This window comes from Micromonospora palomenae (assembly GCF_007829925.1).
Taxonomy (GTDB): domain Bacteria; phylum Actinomycetota; class Actinomycetes; order Mycobacteriales; family Micromonosporaceae; genus Micromonospora; species Micromonospora purpureochromogenes.
In genome coordinates this window covers 1,896,560-1,911,298 of the sequence record NZ_VIXA01000002.1, presented here as the reverse complement: position 1 = coordinate 1,911,298, position 14,739 = coordinate 1,896,560, and the positions used below count along the sequence as shown (strand labels likewise).

Below are 14,739 nucleotides of genomic sequence, written 5' to 3'. Positions count from 1 at the left end.
TCCTCGCGCTCACGGTGCCACCTCAGTTCGCGACTGCGCGCTCACGGCAGCCCTCCGATCAGGACGGTGGCCACGCCGATCAGCAGCGCGCCGGCCAGCACCGCCGCCGCCGCGCGGGGCAGCGCCGCCCGGTGCAGCGCGGCCAGGCCACCGCCGAGGCCGGACGCGCCCCGGCCGCTCCCCTCGACCAGGCCGTCCACCCCCACCTCGTCACCGGTACGCGCGAGGCGGGCGAGCGCCCTCGCCGGGCGTACGACGAGGGCGTGCTGGACGTCGTCGAGCCGGAACGCCCGGGCGAAGACCGGCCGCAGCGGGCCCAGCGCGCGGGCCGGGTCGGCGGCCGGGTCCCGGTGCCAGCCGGCCCAGGCCAGCCCGGCCCCGAGCAGCAGCAGCGCGGTCGGCAGCAGCAGCGCCGGCCCGACGTGGACGAGCAGCGCCTCGCCCGGCGCCAGCGTCGGCACGGTCGGGACGAGCAGCCGGTCCGCGAACGGCTGGACGAAGCCGACCAGCCCGAGCAGCGCGGCCGGGACCGCCAGCAGCAGCACCGGCCAGCGCATCGCGGCCGGCGGGTCGTGCGGACGCAGCAGCGGCATCCGGGGCTCGCCGAGGAACGTGCGCAGCAGCAGCCGGGTGGCGTACCAGGCGGTGACCACGACGCCGAGCAGCCCGGCCAGCCAGACCAGCCAGCCGACCCAGGCCGGCGCGGGGCCGGTGCCGTCCAGGGCGGCGGCCTCGGCGACGGCGAGCACGCCGTCCTTGCTCCAGAACCCGGACAGCGGCGGCACCCCGGCCAGTGCGCCGAGCCCGATCAGCGTGCACCAGAAGGTCACCGGCATGTCCCGGCGCAGGCCGCCCATCCGGGACATCAGCGTGCTGCCCACGGCGTGGATCACCGCACCGGCGGCGAGGAAGAGCAGCGCCTTGAAGGCGGCGTGGGTGAGCAGGTGGAACAGCGCGGCGGCCGGCGCGCCGACGGCGAGCGCCCCGGTCATGTAGCCGATCTGGGAGACCGTCGACCAGGCGAGCACCCGCTTGAGGTCGTCCTGCGCGGTCGCCGCGAGGGCACCGAGCAGCAGGGTGATCGAGGCCATCACCCCGAGCACGGCCAGCGCGGTCGGGGTGGCCTCGAACAGGGGGTAGAGCCGGGCCACCGCGTACACGCCGGCGGCGACCATGGTGGCCGCGTGGATCAGCGCGGAGATCGGGGTCGGGCCGGCCATCGCGTCCGGCAGCCAGGTGTGCAGCGGGAACTGCGCGCTCTTGCCGGCCACCCCGGCCAGCAGCAGCAGGCAGGCGGCGGTGAGGGTGCCGGTGGCGTGGTCGTGGGCGAGCACGTCGGCGATCCGGAAACTGCCCGCCGAGACGCCGAGCAGCGCGATGCCGAGCAGGAAGCCGACGTCGCCCACCCGGGTGACCAGGAACGCCTTCATCGCGGCGGCCGGCGCCTCGGGCAGCCGCCGGTCGTGGGCGATCAGCAGGTAGGAGCAGAGGCCCATCACCTCCCAGCCGACCAGCAGCATGACCAGGTCGCCGGCGACCACCACCAGCAGCATCGCGGCGGTGAAGAGGCTGATCTGGGCCGCGTACGGCGGGTAGCGGTGGTCGACCTCGACGTCGTCGTGCGGGCCCCGCTTCAGGTAGGCGGTGGAGTAGACCTGCACGGCCAGCGCGACCGCCGTGACGGCCACCGCGACCAGGGCGGCGGTGCCGTCCAGCCGCACCCCGAGGGTGACCCGCAGCCCGCCCAGGTCGATCCAGGTGGTGGAGGTCTCGACCGGGTCGCCGACCCGGGCCAGCAGGACCAGCGCGATCAGCAGCGCCCCGGCCGCGCCGGCCACCCCGAGGCCGATCGCGACCCGCCGGGCCCGGTCCTCCCCGGTGGTCGCGCCGCGCGGCGACGGTGGCAGCAGCAGCCCGATCAGGCCGGCCACCAGGGGTACGGCCGGCAGCGCGGCCCCGAGCAGCCCGGTCACCGGTCCCCCTCCGGCCGGTCGGCGGGCCCGCCCGACGGCCGCTCGACCCCGGCTGCCGCGGCGAGCGGCTCGGCCGGTACGAGCGCCGGAGCCTCGGTCAGCGGCACCTCGTCCACGGCGACGCTGGCCCGCAGCCGGTAGAGCTGGAGCACGATGGCCAGGCCCACGCCGATCTCGGCGGCGGCCAGCACGATCACGAAGAGCGCGAAGACCTGCCCGCCGTGCGGCAGGGCTGCCTTCGCCGTGGTGTCGGCGGTGACCAGGATCAGGTTGACGGCGTTGAGCATCAGCTCGACCGCCATCAGCACCAGCACCGCGTTGCGGCGGCGCAGCACGCCGTAGACGCCGAGGCCGAACAGCAGCGCGGCGGTGACGTACGGGATGACGGGTCTCACCGGCGGACGCCCTCCTCGTCGGGGGCGGCCGTCGGGCGGTCGAGCGGTCCGGCGGTCGTGTCGGGGCGGCGGCCGATGTCGGGGCGGGAAAGGACGATCGCGCCGACCAGGGCGGCGAGCAGCAGCACCGAGAGCACCTCGAACGGCAGCACCCAGGAGCGGAAGACCTGCTCACCCAGGCGCTCGGCGGTGCCCGCCGCCGGCAGCTCGACCCGGGTCCAGCGGAACGCGTCGACCAGCAGCACGGCCAGTCCCAGCCCGCTGCCCGCACCGATCAGCGCGGCCGGCCAGCCGGGACGGTCCAGGTCGTCGGAGGCGCCGATCGGGGCGCGGGTCAGCATCACCGCGAACAGCAGCAGCACCACCACCGCGCCCACGTAGATCAGCACCTGCACCCAGGCCACCAGCTCGGCGGTGAGCACCAGGTAGTCACCGGCCAGCGCGCCGAGGCAGACCACCAGGTAGAGGCCGGCCCGCACCAGGTGCTTCGTGCCCACCACCAGCACGCCCGACCCGACCGCCACCGCGCCGAGGGCGAGCAGCAGCACGTCCGCACCGGTCATCAGGGCGTACCCCCGTCGGCGGCGGGGCCGGACTCGGGGCGTACCACGGTGGGGTGGGCGGCGGAGCTGGTCGGGGCCGCGGCCTTGCGCGCGGCGGTGGCCTCCTCCTTGGCCGGCTCGCCGTTGTGGTCGTGCGCGGGCGGCGGCGGGACCGTCCCCATCCACTGGCCGAGGTGGTCCTTGTCGTGCAGCAGGTCCTTGATGTCGTACTCGGCGTACTCGAACTCCGGCGACCAGTAGAGCGCGTCGAACGGGCAGACCTCGACACAGATCCCGCAGTACATGCAGAGCGAGAAGTCGATGTCGAACTTGTCGAGCACGTTGCGCTGGCGGGGACGGGCGGCCCCGGCCACCACCACCTCCTCCTTGTGGGAGTCGATGTAGATGCACCAGTCGGGGCACTCCCGGGCGCAGAGCATGCAGACCGTGCAGTTCTCCGCCAGCAGCGCGATCACGCCCCGGGAGCGGGGTGGCAGCTCGGGGGCGACGTCCGGGTACTGCTGGGTGGTCGACCGGCTGGTCATCGTCTTCAGCGTGACCGCCAGCCCCTTCACCAGCCCTTCGCCGGGAATGCCGCTGCGCTCGCTCATGACGCTCATCCTGCCCTGTGCCCCCGGCGCGCGCGACCACCACCCGTCTGTCGGCGGCGGTACCGTGACGGTGGGGAGAACGACGCACCGGGAAGGACCCGTCGATGACCGCCGCGCTGCACGACGACTACCCGCCGCCGGGCGAGTGGACCACCGACGACCTCGACGCCCTGCCGGACGACGGCCGCCGCCACGAGCTCCTGGACGGAACCCTGCTCATGTCGCCCTCCCCTACGCGACTCCACCAGTCCATCGCGCTGATGCTCGGGGCAGCCCTGCAAGAGAGCTGCCCCGCCGACCTCGACGTGACCCAGGCCGTCGAGGTACGGCTCTCCCGGACCCGCGCGTTCATCCCCGACCTGCTCGTCACCCACCTCGACGCCGCCGAGCGGAACCCGTCGCACTACCGCCCGCACGAGGTGCTGCTGGTGGTGGAGATCGTTTCCGAGGGCTCCCGGAGCGTGGACCGGGTCCTGAAGCCCGCCCTGTACGCCGAGGCGGACATCCCCTACTTCTGGCGGATCGAGACCGCCGACGGGATCGTCGTGCACGCCTACAAGCTGGACCCGGTGAAGCGGATCTACGTGGAGCAGGCCCGGATGACCGACGGCATCCTGCTGCCCGAGCCGTGGGAGATCGACGTGCCGCTGGCGCGGATCACCCCCCGCCGCGCCTGACCTCATCCGGGCGCTCCCGCGTGGGACGCCGCCGACGTTGTTGATCATCTATGCTGCTCCGGCCGACGTACGAGGGGGCCACGGCCGGATGAAGAAGACCACGACCAGGGTGACGGCGGCGCTGGCCGTCCTCGCCATGGTGCTGTTCGGAGCGACGGCCGCCCAGGCCGAGCCCGGCGCCACGATCACCGGAACGGTGACCGACCGGACGACCGGAGCGCCCCTCGCCGGCGCCTGCGTCTCGCTGATGTCGACGGCGGAACTGGCGCTGGCGACGCGCTGCACCGACAGCACCGGCACCTACACCTTCACCGGGGTCACCGGGCAGTCCTTCTGGGGCGTGCACATCCGGGCCCGGGCGACCGGCCGGCCCGACGTCTGGTGGCCGAGCGCCCCGGACTACTTCAACGGCGAGCCGCTGCACGTGGAGCCGGGTACGACCGGCCGGGCCGACTTCAGCATGGTCACCGAGGTGGGCGGCTTCCAGGGCCGGATCACCCACCCGGACGGCAGCCCCGCGTACGCCAGTGCGGTGACCGCGGTGGCCGTCGACGGCGACTGGCGGGCCCGCGCCCTGACCGACAACGAGGGCCGGTACCGGCTGGTCAACCTGCCGGTCGGCGCGTACCGGCTGGGCGTGGGGCCCGAGGGCTGGGTCCCGCAGCAGTGGGTGCCGGGCAAGGCGAGCCAGGGCGACGGGACCGTCTTCACGGTCACCGCCGGCAGCACCACCACGGTCGACGAGCGGTACGTCTCCGTCGCGCCGCCGACGAGCATCGGCAACGGCACGATCGCCGGTCTGGTCACCGCCCGGGCCACCGGGGAGCCGGTCGCCGGCGCCTGCGTGACCGCCGTCAACGCGGACCTCGGCGGCGAGGTCGGCCGGTCGTGCACCGACGCAACCGGCCGTTACCGGATCGAGCGCCTCTGGTACCAGTACCGCTACCGGCTGCGGGTCCAGGCGACGGGCTTCCCGGAGCAGTGGGCCGAGGACGCCAACGACTTCGACAACGCGGCCCTCTACCCGGTCTCCGGGGAGGAGGTCACCACGGTCGACGTGGCGCTGCGGGTCGGTGGCGGCACGATCCGCGGCCGGGTCACGCCGGAGGAGGGCGGCACCATGCCCTGGTCGCTGTCCGTGGTGGCCAGGGCGGTCGACGACTCGTGGCGGGGCGGCGTGATGGCCGTCGACGGCGAGTACCAGCTCGATCGGGTGCCGGCCGGTGACTACCGGGTCTACTTCTACGCCGCCGGCCGGACCCGCCAGTTCCACCCGGGCGTGGCCACCGCGGAGGAGGCGGCCATCGTCCACGTCGCCGAGGGCGGGACCACCGTCGTCGACGAGCGGCTCGTGCCCGCCGGCTCGGTCGAGATCGACCTGGTGGACAAGAGCACCCGCCGCCCGGTCAGCGGCTGCGTCGAACTGGTCGAGTCGGTCGAGAAGGCCTGCACCCCGAGCGGCTCCAACCGGGTCACCTTCCCGGTGGTCTGGGCCACCACCCAGCGGGCGGAGACCGCGCGGGTGACGCCGGGCCCGGGGTACTGGCAGCGCTCGGTCGGCAACATCCAGGTGACGTCGGGCAAGGCCACCCGGCTCACCCTGGAGATGGAGCCCGCGGCCACGGTGAAGACCAGCGTGGTCGACGGCGCGGGCAACAAGGTCGCCGGGGTCTGCGTCAAGCCGGTCTCCGGCCACTCGGTCCCGACCATTCCGCTCCGCCAGGAGAACGAGAACCGTCGGTACTGCTCGGACGCCTCGGGCGCGGTGACCCTCGGCCCGCTGCCCGCCGGCCCGACGCAGCTCTTCGTGCAGTCGACCAAGCCGTGGGGCGCCCAGTGGTACGCCACCACCGGCGGCACCGGCGACCGGCGCACCGCCACCACCCTGAACCTCGTCGCCGGCACGGTGACCAGCACCGCACCGATCCGCCTCGACCGGGCCGGCTCGATCACCGGAACCGTCAACGGAGCGGACGGCAAGTTCGTCGAGGGCTGCGTGCAGGCCGGCGCCGACCAGCCCGACCTGCCCGGCGGCGCGGCCAAGGGGTGCACGGTGTTCACCAACCCGTACGAGGGTCGGTTCACCATCAGCGGGCTCGGCCCGTACCGGTGGCCGTTGCAGTACACCGGGCAGTGGATCGGCGACGACAAGCCCTTCGCACTGGCCTGGTCCGGCAACGCCACCAACCGGTACCTCGCCACCCCGGTGCAGGTGAAGGCGGACGCGACCGTGACCGCCCCGCCGGTCACCCTGCGCTACGACGGCAGCATCCGGCAGTTCGACGTGGGCGCCGGCGCGGGCACGTACTGGTCGGTCGAGGCGTACCACCCGAGCACCGGAGACCTGGTGGCGGTCTACCGCCGGGCGTACGACGAGGCGATGGTCGGCCTGCCGGCCGGTCCGCTGCTGCTGCGCTACGTCCCGGGCAGCGGCAAGCCGTGCTGGTACGTGGCCGGCGGCGCGACCGGGGGTGCCGGGAGCACTCCCCGACCGACCGTGGTGACCCTCGCCGCGCGGCAGGTCATCGACAGCGTCCGCCTGGTGCCGGGCAGCACCTGCCTGGCCGTCCCGGTCGCGACCCGGGAAGGCCCGTCGAAGCCGGGCTGAGCCCCGGCGCGTCCGCGGCCCGTGCCGGCGTCCCCCGCGAAGGGCGCCGGCGCGGGCCGCGGTCGTTCCCGCCGCAGTGGACCCCGGACTGCGGCCCGGAGGGGCGCCGGTCAGGTCGGCGGCAGCATCTCCACGCCGAGCTGCTGGAGGAGCTGGAACAGCTCGTTGACGCTCCACACGTCGACGATCCGCCCCTGGGCGTCGAAGCGCAGGAACGTCGCCCCCGAGTAGCTGACCACCTGGCCGGTCGGCGGCACCGGGCCGAACTGCCCGGCCTGGGTGCCGGCCGCCCGCCAACGCACCGCCACCCGGTCGCCGGCGGCCACCACGTCCACGATCTTGTAGCGCAGGTCGGGGAAGGCCGCCCGGCGGTCCCGGTGCCAGGCCAGCGTCGCCTCCGGCCCGGCCCCGCCGAGCCCCGGGCACTCCGCCCCGATCAGCTCGTACGCGGACTCCTCGCGCCCGCCGTTCCACACGTCGGCGACGAACCGCCGCGCCAGCGCCTCCAGATCGATCATCCGGGCAGCCTAGCCGGGCCGGGCCGGGGCGAAATGCGGCCGTGCGACCGCGGAGACGGACGGTCCCCGGGCCAGGGGACGGGAGATCGGCAAAGATGGGAGGGGGACACGACGAACGGACTCCAGGGGGCGACGTGGGCGAGGCGGCAGGCGGGACGACCGGCGGCAAGTACGTCGAGCCGGGCGGTGAGTTCACCCGCGACCAGCGCTACATCGCCACCCGGATCACCGCCGACGGGCGCGACGGCTACCCGGTCGAGCCGGGGCGGTACCGGCTCGCGGTCAGCCGCGCCTGCCCCTGGGCGAACCGCCTGATCATCGTGCGGCGGCTGCTCGGACTGGAGGACGCCATCTCGATGGCGGTGGCCGGGCCGACCCACGACGCCCGGAGCTGGACGTTCGACCTGGACCCGGGCGGGCGCGACCCGGTGCTCGGCATCGAGCGGCTCCAGGAGGCGTACTTCGCCCGTTTCCCCGGCTACGAGCGGGGCATCACCGTGCCGGCGATCGTGGACGTGCCGACCGGGCAGGTGGTCACCAACAACTTCGGGCAGATGAGCCTGGACCTGTCCACCGAGTGGACGGCGTACCACCGCGAGGGCGCGCCGCAGCTCTACCCGGAACGGCTGCGCGACGAGATCGACGAGGTGAGCGCGGTGCTGTTCCGGGACGTCAACAACGGCGTCTACCGGTGCGGCTTCGCCGGCAGCCAGGAGGCGTACGAGAAGGCGTACCACCAGCTCTTCGACCGGCTGGACTGGTTGACCGAGCGGCTGGCGGGCCAGCGCTACCTGGTCGGCGACACCATCACCGAGGCGGACGTGCGGCTGTTCACCACCCTGGCCCGCTTCGACCCGGTCTACCACGGCCACTTCAAGTGCAACCGCAGCAAGCTGACCGAGATGCCGGTGCTGTGGGCGTACGCGCGGGACCTGTTCCAGACCCCCGGCTTCGGCGACACGGTCGACTTCGACCACATCAAGCGGCACTACTACGAGGTGCACCGGGACATCAACCCGACGGGCGTGGTACCGCTCGGCCCCGACCTGGCCAACTGGCTCACCCCGCACGGCCGGGAGGAACTCGGCGGACGGCCCTTCGGCGACGGCACCCCGCCGCCGCCCCCGCCGGCCGGCGAGCGGGTCGACCCCGCCCACACCCCGCTGCGCTGAGCGCGGGCCGCTAGAGCGCGACGCGCACGGCGGCGGTGAGGACCAGCTGGGCCAGGGAGAGCGGCACCAGCACCAGCCAGCAGAGGCGTTGCAGCTGGTCCTCCCGCAGCCGCGGGTACGAGACCCGGAGCCAGATGATCACGAAGGAGACCGCGAAGACCTTCAGCAGCGTCCACAGCCAGCCGAGCTGACCGTCGGCGAACGGGCCCTGCCAGCCGCCGAGGAAGAGCACGGTGGTCAGCGCGGCGATCACCACGATGCCGACGTACTCGGCGAGCAGGAAGAAGGCGAAGCGCAGGCCGGTGTACTCGGTCATGTAGCCGAAGACCAGCTCGGAGTCGGCGATCGGCATGTCGAACGGGGGCCGCCGGATCTCGGCCAGCCCGGCGACGAAGAAGACGAACATCGCGGGCGCCTGCCAGAGCAGCCACCAGGGCTGCCACGCCTCGACGATGCCGGAGAGGCTGAGCGTGCCCGCCGCCATCGCCACCGAGGCGGCGGAGAGCACCAGCGGCAGCTCGTAGCCGAGCAGCTGGGCCGCCCCGCGCAGGCCGCCGAGCAGGCTGTACTTGTTGGCCGAGGCCCAGGCCGACATCAGCACCGCGACCACGCCCACGCCGACCACGGCGAGGACGAAGAAGAGGCCGATGTCCAGCGGCTGCCCGACCAGGTCGTCCGGGCCGAGCGGGATGACCAGCAGAACCAGCAGGTAGGGCACGAGGGCCACCACCGGGGCGAGCCGGAACACCGCCCGGTCCGCCTCGCGCGGGGTGACGTCCTCCTTCTGCACGAACTTCACCCCGTCGGCGACCAGCTGCGCCCAGCCGTGGAAGCCGCCCGCGTACATCGGGCCGAGCCGGCCCTGCATGTGCGCCATCACCTTGTGTTCGGCCTGGCCGACCACCAGCGGCAGGGTGAGGAAGGCGACCAGCACGCCACCGACCCGGATCACCAGCTCCAACCAGGTGGGCATCAGGCCGTACCTTCCTCGTCGCGCGGCGCCGGGCGGTCGCCGGTCGCGGGCTCTCCGGCCGCCGCCGGGCCGTCGCCGGTCGCCCCGGCCCCCGGGGTACGCGCCGCACGCGCGCCCGGAGCCGGCCGGGCGGGCCGCTCCCGGACCGGGCGGGCCGGAGTACCGCCGCGCGGCCCCTCGCCCACCCCGGCCGCCCCGGCGGGCGTCGGCGTGGTGCCCCACTCCCCCGGCGCGGGTACGCCCGGCGGCCGGATCGGCCGACGACCGCCGCCGGCCTCCGACTCGCCCGGCTCCTTCGCCCCCGGCCAGGGCTTGGCCACCCGGGAGGCGAGCACGAACTCCTTGCGCAGCGGATGCCCCTCGAACTCCGGCGGCAGCAGCAGCGGGGCCAGCCCGGGGTGACCGGCGAAGTCGATGCCGAACATCTCGTGGGTCTCCCGCTCGTGCCAGGCGGCGCCCGGCCAGAGGTCGACCACCGAGGCCACCGTCGGCGACTCGCGGGGCACCCGGGTGCGCAGCAGCACCCCGTGCCGGTGGGTGGTGGACCAGAGGTGGACCACCACGTCGAACCCGTCGGCCAGCTCGTCGACCGCCGAGAGCCAGTCGAAGAAGTCGCAGGCCAGCTCGGCGTCGTCGCGCGCCGCGCGCAGCGCGTCGGTCCAGCTCGCGAGGGGTACGTCGACGGTGGCGCGGGCGTGGGACTGACCGCCGGAGACCGACGCGGTGGCCTCGACCGGCGCGAGCAGCGCGACCACCCGCTGGCCGACCTCTTCCGGAGTCATGCCGCTGATCCTAGGGCCGCCGGCTCGCGGCCGTGTCGGGCCGCCCGGGCGGCATCTGGCCGCTTTACCCGGCGGGTGGACGCCGGAGGGGGAAAGATGGTCACCGTGCGTGCTGTCACTGTGACTCCCGGGGTGCCCGACTCGCTGCGGCTGGTGGACGACTGGCCCGAGCCGCCGCCCGAGGAGGGCGCGATCCTGGTCGAGGCGATGGCGGTCGGCATCTGCGGCACCGATCTGGAGATCGTCGCGGGCGAGTACGGCGAGGCCCCGCCCGGCCAGGAGCGGCTGGTGCTCGGGCACGAGTCGCTGGGCCGGGTGCTGGAGGACCCGACCGGCACCCTGCAACCCGGCGACCTGGTGGCGGGCGTGGTCCGACGCCCCGACCCGGTGCCCTGCCCCAACTGCGCGGTCGACGAGTGGGACATGTGCCGCAACGGGCAGTACACCGAGCACGGCATCAAGGGCCTGCCCGGCTTCGCCCGGGACCGGTGGCGGATCCAACCGAAGTTCGCCGTCGGCCTGGACCCGGCCCTCGCCCCGGTCGGGATGCTGCTGGAACCGACCAGCGTGGTGGCGAAGGCCTGGGACCACATCGAGCGGATCGGCGCCCGCGCCGAGTGGAAGCCGCAGACCGCGCTGATCACCGGCGCCGGGCCGATCGGCCTGCTGGCCGCGCTGCTGGCCACCCAGCGCGGCCTGGCGGTGCACGTCCTCGACCGGAACACCACCGGCCCGAAGCCGGACCTGGCCCGGGCGCTCGGCGCGACGTACCACACCGTGCCGGTGGCCGAGCTGGACTTCGAACCGGACGTGGTGATCGAGTGCACCGGCGCGCCGCCGGTGCTGCTGGACGCGATGTGCAAGGCCGGGCCGATCGGCATCGTCTGCCTGACCGGCGTCTCCAGCGGCGGCCGGCACATGGACTTCGACGCGGGCGCGCTCAACCGGGATCTGGTGCTGGAGAACAACGTGGTCTTCGGGTCGGTCAACGCCAACCGCCGGCACTGGGACCTGGCCGCTCAGTCGCTCGCCCGGGCCGACCATTCCTGGCTGAACTCGCTGGTCACCCGCCGGGTGCCGGTGTCGGCGTACGCCGAGGCGTACACCCACACCGGCGGAGACATCAAGACGGTGCTCGAGTTCACCGCCTGAGCCGGCGGCCGCCTCAGATGCCGGGCAGGCGGCCGTTGCGGAACAGGTCCACGAAGAGCTGGTGGTCCTCCCGGGTCCGGACGCCGTACGCGTGCGCGAAGTCGACGAGGTGGGCGACGAAACCCGCCTCGTCGGCGTCGACCGCCGCCACGATCGACTCCTCGGTGGAGTAGTCCACCAGGTCGTGGCTGGACTCGTCGTCGGCGACCGAGTGCATCCGGGCCACCGCCCGGCCCAGGTCGCTCAGCACCCCGGCCAGCTCGTCCGGCTCGTTGACGTCCGCCCAGTCCAGGTCGGCGGCGTACGGGGAGACCTCGGCGACGAGCTGGCCGGTCCCGTCCAGCTCGGTGAAGCCCAGCCACGGGTCGGCGTGCGCCTGCAGTGCCCGCTGCGACTCGGCCGTCCGGTGGCCCTGGTGCCGGAAGTAGCCGCGGACCCGCTCGTCCTCGATGTGCCGGGCCACCGCGGGCACCTGCGCCTGCTTCATGTAGATCACGACGTCGTTCTCCAGCGCCTGGGTGTGCCCCTCCAGCAGCAGGTTGTACGACGGCAGCCCGGCCGAGCCGATGCCCACGCCCTTGCGCAGCACCACGTCCTTGATGTGGGCCGCGACCGGACGCAGCCGCGCGGTGGTCGCGGGCAGCGTGGTCAGGTAGTGCTCGAAGGCCGCGCAGACCTTCTTCCGGGTGGCCGCGTCGATCTCGAACACCCCGTCGCCGAGGGAGAAGCGGCGCTCGTAGTTGTCGATGGTGGTCTGCGTGGCGAGCAGGTCCACCCGGGTGTTGAGCCGGGCCTGCTGGAGCACCCGGCGCAGCACGCCGTCGGCGTTGTCCAGGGTGATCGAGCCGATCGCGTCGTCCCCGCCGGCCGCGATGGCCCGCAGCTCGGTCAGGTACGACCGGGCGAACCGGGCGACCAGCTCACTGATCACCTGGTCCGACAGGGCCTTGGCGTAGCAGAGCAGGGCGACGCTGGCCGCCAGGCGCTTCAAATCCCAGGAAAACGGCCCGACGTACGCCTCGTCGAAGTCGTTGACGTTGAACACCAGCTGCCCGGAGCCGTTCATGTAGGTGCCGAAGTTCTCCGCGTGCAGGTCGCCGTGGATCCACACCCGGCTGGTCCGCTCGTCGAGGAACGCCTCGTCGGCGAAGTCGCCGCGCTGGTCGGCGTAGAACAGGGACGCGCTGCCCCGGTAGAAGGCGAACGGGGAGGCGGCCATCTTGCGGAACTTGCGGCGGAAGGCCGCCGGGTCGAGTGCCATCGACGCACCGAACTCCTCGGTGAGCACGTCGACGATGAAGGCGGAACGCTGCTCCGCGGACTGGGTCATGGACCGCAGGCTAACCCCCGGCCGCCAGCCGAGGCGCTCGGCCGAGCGAGCGAGCCGGGCGGACCGGTCCGGCGGGTGGGCACCCACCGGACCGGCCGCCCGGCCGGCCGGACGGTCGAGTCAGCTCGGGGCGGTGGTGCGGGTCTGCGCGCCGGTCACCGGCGCGCGAGCGCAGGTGCGGGTCTTGTCCGCGGCGATGGTGGTGGTGGCGCCGGCCTTCATCGCCACGGTGGTGGCGGACCGCACGCCGTACCAGCACTGCTTGCCGACCCAGTACTCGACGTACACGTCCTGGGTGCGGTGCCCGCGCAGGCTGAAGGTGCCGTCGCGGGCGATGTTGGTGAACGACGGGCTGGCGATGTCCAGCGTCCGGGCGTTGTACGTCCAGACGTAGCCGCCGTCCACGACGCCGGACCCGTCGGTGACCTTGCCGGCGAGCACGCCGCCGGCGACCAGCTTGGCGTCCACGGTCGCGGCGGCGCCCGGGTTCACCTTGGTCAGGGTGGCCGCGAACCGGTCGGCGACGTCGCCGGACCACTGCCAGGCGTACCCGGTGCTGGCGTTCGGCGTGAACTCGACCGGCCAGCGGTACGGACCGAGGTCGTCGATGGTGTAGCGACCCTCGGAGTTGGTGCAGTTCGCGCCGAAGATCGCGCCCTGGTTGGGGTGGAAGGCGAACGGGTAGGCGCAGACGCCCGGGACGACCGCGCCGGCGGGGTTGCGGACGGTGCCGGTGATGGTGCCGGGCGGGTCCATCCTGATCGTCGGGATGGTGACGGTCTGCTGGGGCTTCACCGTCACCAGCAGCGCCTCCCGCTGGTCACCGCTGCCCCCGTTCGCGGTGACCCACTGGTCGCCGTAGCGCTTGGCCGGCGGCTCGTACGGGTTGGTCGCCTGGTACGCGTAGAGCTGGTACGTGCCCGCCTCGCTGAACGGGCCCATCTCCAGCAGTCCGTCGTCCCAGGCGCAGTAGCTGCCCATCCGGGCCGACTGGCCGCCGCCCTTCGGGCGTACCACCCGGACGCAGATGTCGGTGGCCGGCCCGCCGGTGGCCGAGTCCAGCACGGTCGTCGTGATCGCGCCGGCAGGCTTGAGCTGGAACGAGACCCGGGTGACCTGCCCCCGGGTGACCGGGTAGTACTCCTGCGTCTCCTCGATGGCGAAGTACGAAGGGCCGGCGCTGACGGAGAGCTGCCAGCTGCCCGGTCGGACCTTGGGAATCCGGACCAGTCCGTTCGTGCCGCAGGCCTGCGCGTCGTTGCCGCCGGTGGCGAGGACGTAGAGGCAGGGCCGGCGCACCGGCATGCCGGTCACCGCGTCGGTCACCCGCGCTTCGACCGTGCCCATCGGCAGGAAGCTCTCGTTCACCACGAGGGCGTCGCCGTCGGCGAGGGTGAAGACGGTGGCCTCGTCCCGGGTCTCCTTCTGCGGCACCCACTGGTAGCCGCGCACGTTGTCGGAGATGGAGATGCGGTAGCGGCCGGGCGGCAGGTTGTTCAGGGCGTAGCGCCCGGCGCCCAGGTCCCAGGTGTACGCGATGGCTTCGTAGTAGAAGTCCTCGCCGTAGATCGTGATGGTGGCGTCGGTCGCCGCGCCGTACTCGTCGGTGATCCGGCCGCTGATGCCGGCCGACCCGCGGCTGAGGGTCACGTCCCGCTCGACGAGTTCGTCGCGAGGGAACCAGACGGCGTCGGCGTTCAGGTGGTCGGGCGCGTTGTACCACCACTCGGTGCGGAAGCCCTCGGCGTGCATCCGGACCTTGTAGCTCGACGTGTCCGCCGGGCTGGGGATGGTGTACCGGCCCTCGGCGTTCGAGCAGTACTCGGCCGCGACGGCGGTGGGCGAGGTGTGCAGGGCGAAGCAGGCGTTCGCGACGGGCGTGCCGTCGGAATCGCGGACGACGCCGGTGTAGCCGACGGTGTCGGCGGCTGCCGGAGCAGCGGTGAGAGGAACTATGGCGAGCGCCGCCAGGAGGGCGGCCCCCGTTGCCCGCATGGATCTCATGT

Annotated in this window: 13 protein-coding genes; 4 read left to right on the top strand and 9 right to left on the bottom strand. The window is 73.6% G+C overall.

Features of this window, described 5'->3' with window-relative positions:
* Positions 1-41 precede the first annotated feature (41 nt).
* The 4 genes from FHX75_RS20020 to FHX75_RS20005 are packed head-to-tail and all read right to left on the bottom strand — an operon-like array spanning position 42 to position 3,521.
* Complete coding sequence (locus FHX75_RS20020; protein ID WP_154941791.1) at positions 42-1,973, bottom strand: NADH-quinone oxidoreductase subunit 5 family protein; 1,932 nt, start codon at positions 1,971-1,973, stop codon at positions 42-44.
* Positions 1,970-2,368, bottom strand: a complete 399-nt coding sequence (gene nuoK, locus FHX75_RS20015) for an NADH-quinone oxidoreductase subunit NuoK (protein ID WP_246158234.1) — start codon at positions 2,366-2,368, stop codon at positions 1,970-1,972. The genes FHX75_RS20020 and nuoK overlap by 4 nt, the downstream gene beginning before the upstream one ends.
* A complete protein-coding gene (locus FHX75_RS20010) occupies positions 2,365-2,931 on the bottom strand; it encodes an NADH-quinone oxidoreductase subunit J family protein (protein WP_246158231.1) in 567 nt (188 codons plus the stop codon). The genes nuoK and FHX75_RS20010 overlap by 4 nt, the downstream gene beginning before the upstream one ends.
* On the bottom strand, positions 2,931-3,521 hold the full coding sequence (locus FHX75_RS20005) for a NuoI/complex I 23 kDa subunit family protein (protein WP_154941790.1): 591 nt from the start codon (positions 3,519-3,521) through the stop codon (positions 2,931-2,933). The genes FHX75_RS20010 and FHX75_RS20005 overlap by 1 nt, the downstream gene beginning before the upstream one ends.
* Before the next feature lie 104 nt (positions 3,522-3,625).
* Between FHX75_RS20005 and FHX75_RS20000 the strand changes: the two genes are divergently transcribed.
* Together FHX75_RS20000 and FHX75_RS19995 are read left to right on the top strand one after the other, a co-directional pair.
* Entirely contained in the window at positions 3,626-4,198 is a 573-nt protein-coding gene (locus tag FHX75_RS20000) for a Uma2 family endonuclease (protein ID WP_154941789.1), read from the top strand.
* A gap of 88 nt (positions 4,199-4,286) precedes the next feature.
* Positions 4,287-6,806, top strand: coding sequence for an MSCRAMM family protein (locus FHX75_RS19995; RefSeq protein WP_154941788.1), 2,520 nt, complete (start codon positions 4,287-4,289; stop codon positions 6,804-6,806).
* Between the two features lie 110 nt (positions 6,807-6,916).
* Here FHX75_RS19995 and FHX75_RS19990 read toward each other — a convergent pair whose 3' ends face one another.
* A complete protein-coding gene (locus tag FHX75_RS19990; RefSeq protein WP_154941787.1) occupies positions 6,917-7,324 on the bottom strand; it encodes an ester cyclase in 408 nt (135 codons plus the stop codon).
* 134 nt (positions 7,325-7,458) lie between these two features.
* Between FHX75_RS19990 and FHX75_RS19985 the strand changes: the two genes are divergently transcribed.
* Complete coding sequence (locus FHX75_RS19985; RefSeq protein WP_154941786.1) at positions 7,459-8,496, top strand: glutathione S-transferase family protein; 1,038 nt, start codon at positions 7,459-7,461, stop codon at positions 8,494-8,496.
* Positions 8,497-8,506: 10 nt separating this feature from the next.
* Here the strand turns inward: FHX75_RS19985 and nuoH are convergent, their stop codons facing one another.
* The gene (gene nuoH, locus FHX75_RS19980) at positions 8,507-9,469 is read right to left on the bottom strand and encodes an NADH-quinone oxidoreductase subunit NuoH (RefSeq protein WP_088960216.1); all 963 of its coding nucleotides are present in this window, start codon (positions 9,467-9,469) and stop codon (positions 8,507-8,509) included.
* Positions 9,469-10,251: an NADH-quinone oxidoreductase subunit C gene (locus FHX75_RS19975; RefSeq protein WP_154941785.1), complete on the bottom strand. Its 783-nt coding sequence runs from the start codon at positions 10,249-10,251 to the stop codon at positions 9,469-9,471. Before FHX75_RS19975 ends, nuoH begins: the two co-directional genes overlap by 1 nt.
* Before the next feature lie 105 nt (positions 10,252-10,356).
* On the opposite strand from FHX75_RS19975, the gene FHX75_RS19970 reads away from it, so the two are divergent.
* The gene (locus tag FHX75_RS19970) at positions 10,357-11,403 is read left to right on the top strand and encodes a glucose 1-dehydrogenase (protein WP_211364502.1); all 1,047 of its coding nucleotides are present in this window, start codon (positions 10,357-10,359) and stop codon (positions 11,401-11,403) included.
* 13 nt (positions 11,404-11,416) lie between these two features.
* On the opposite strand, the gene FHX75_RS19965 is transcribed toward FHX75_RS19970, so the two are convergent.
* Together FHX75_RS19965 and FHX75_RS19960 are read right to left on the bottom strand one after the other, a co-directional pair.
* The gene (locus tag FHX75_RS19965) at positions 11,417-12,733 is read right to left on the bottom strand and encodes a DUF2252 domain-containing protein (protein ID WP_154941783.1); all 1,317 of its coding nucleotides are present in this window, start codon (positions 12,731-12,733) and stop codon (positions 11,417-11,419) included.
* Between the two features lie 120 nt (positions 12,734-12,853).
* Positions 12,854-14,737: an MSCRAMM family protein gene (locus tag FHX75_RS19960; RefSeq protein ID WP_170285409.1), complete on the bottom strand. Its 1,884-nt coding sequence runs from the start codon at positions 14,735-14,737 to the stop codon at positions 12,854-12,856.
* Positions 14,738-14,739: the final 2 nt, after the last annotated feature.

Bases quoted from the DNA above. Each gene is read 5' to 3' on its own strand.
- FHX75_RS20010 (WP_246158231.1), bottom strand. From the start codon at position 2,931: ATGACCGGTGCGGACGTGCTGCTGCTCGCCCTCGGCGCGGTGGCGGTC.
- FHX75_RS20005 (WP_154941790.1), bottom strand. From the start codon at position 3,521: ATGAGCGAGCGCAGCGGCATTCCCGGCGAAGGGCTGGTGAAGGGGCTG.
- FHX75_RS20000 (WP_154941789.1), top strand. From the start codon at position 3,626: ATGACCGCCGCGCTGCACGACGACTACCCGCCGCCGGGCGAGTGGACC.
- FHX75_RS19995 (WP_154941788.1), top strand. From the start codon at position 4,287: ATGAAGAAGACCACGACCAGGGTGACGGCGGCGCTGGCCGTCCTCGCC.
- FHX75_RS19990 (WP_154941787.1), bottom strand. From the start codon at position 7,324: ATGATCGATCTGGAGGCGCTGGCGCGGCGGTTCGTCGCCGACGTGTGG.
- nuoH (WP_088960216.1), bottom strand. From the start codon at position 9,469: ATGCCCACCTGGTTGGAGCTGGTGATCCGGGTCGGTGGCGTGCTGGTC.
- FHX75_RS19975 (WP_154941785.1), bottom strand. From the start codon at position 10,251: ATGACTCCGGAAGAGGTCGGCCAGCGGGTGGTCGCGCTGCTCGCGCCG.
- FHX75_RS19965 (WP_154941783.1), bottom strand. From the start codon at position 12,733: ATGACCCAGTCCGCGGAGCAGCGTTCCGCCTTCATCGTCGACGTGCTC.
- FHX75_RS19960 (WP_170285409.1), bottom strand. From the start codon at position 14,737: ATGAGATCCATGCGGGCAACGGGGGCCGCCCTCCTGGCGGCGCTCGCC.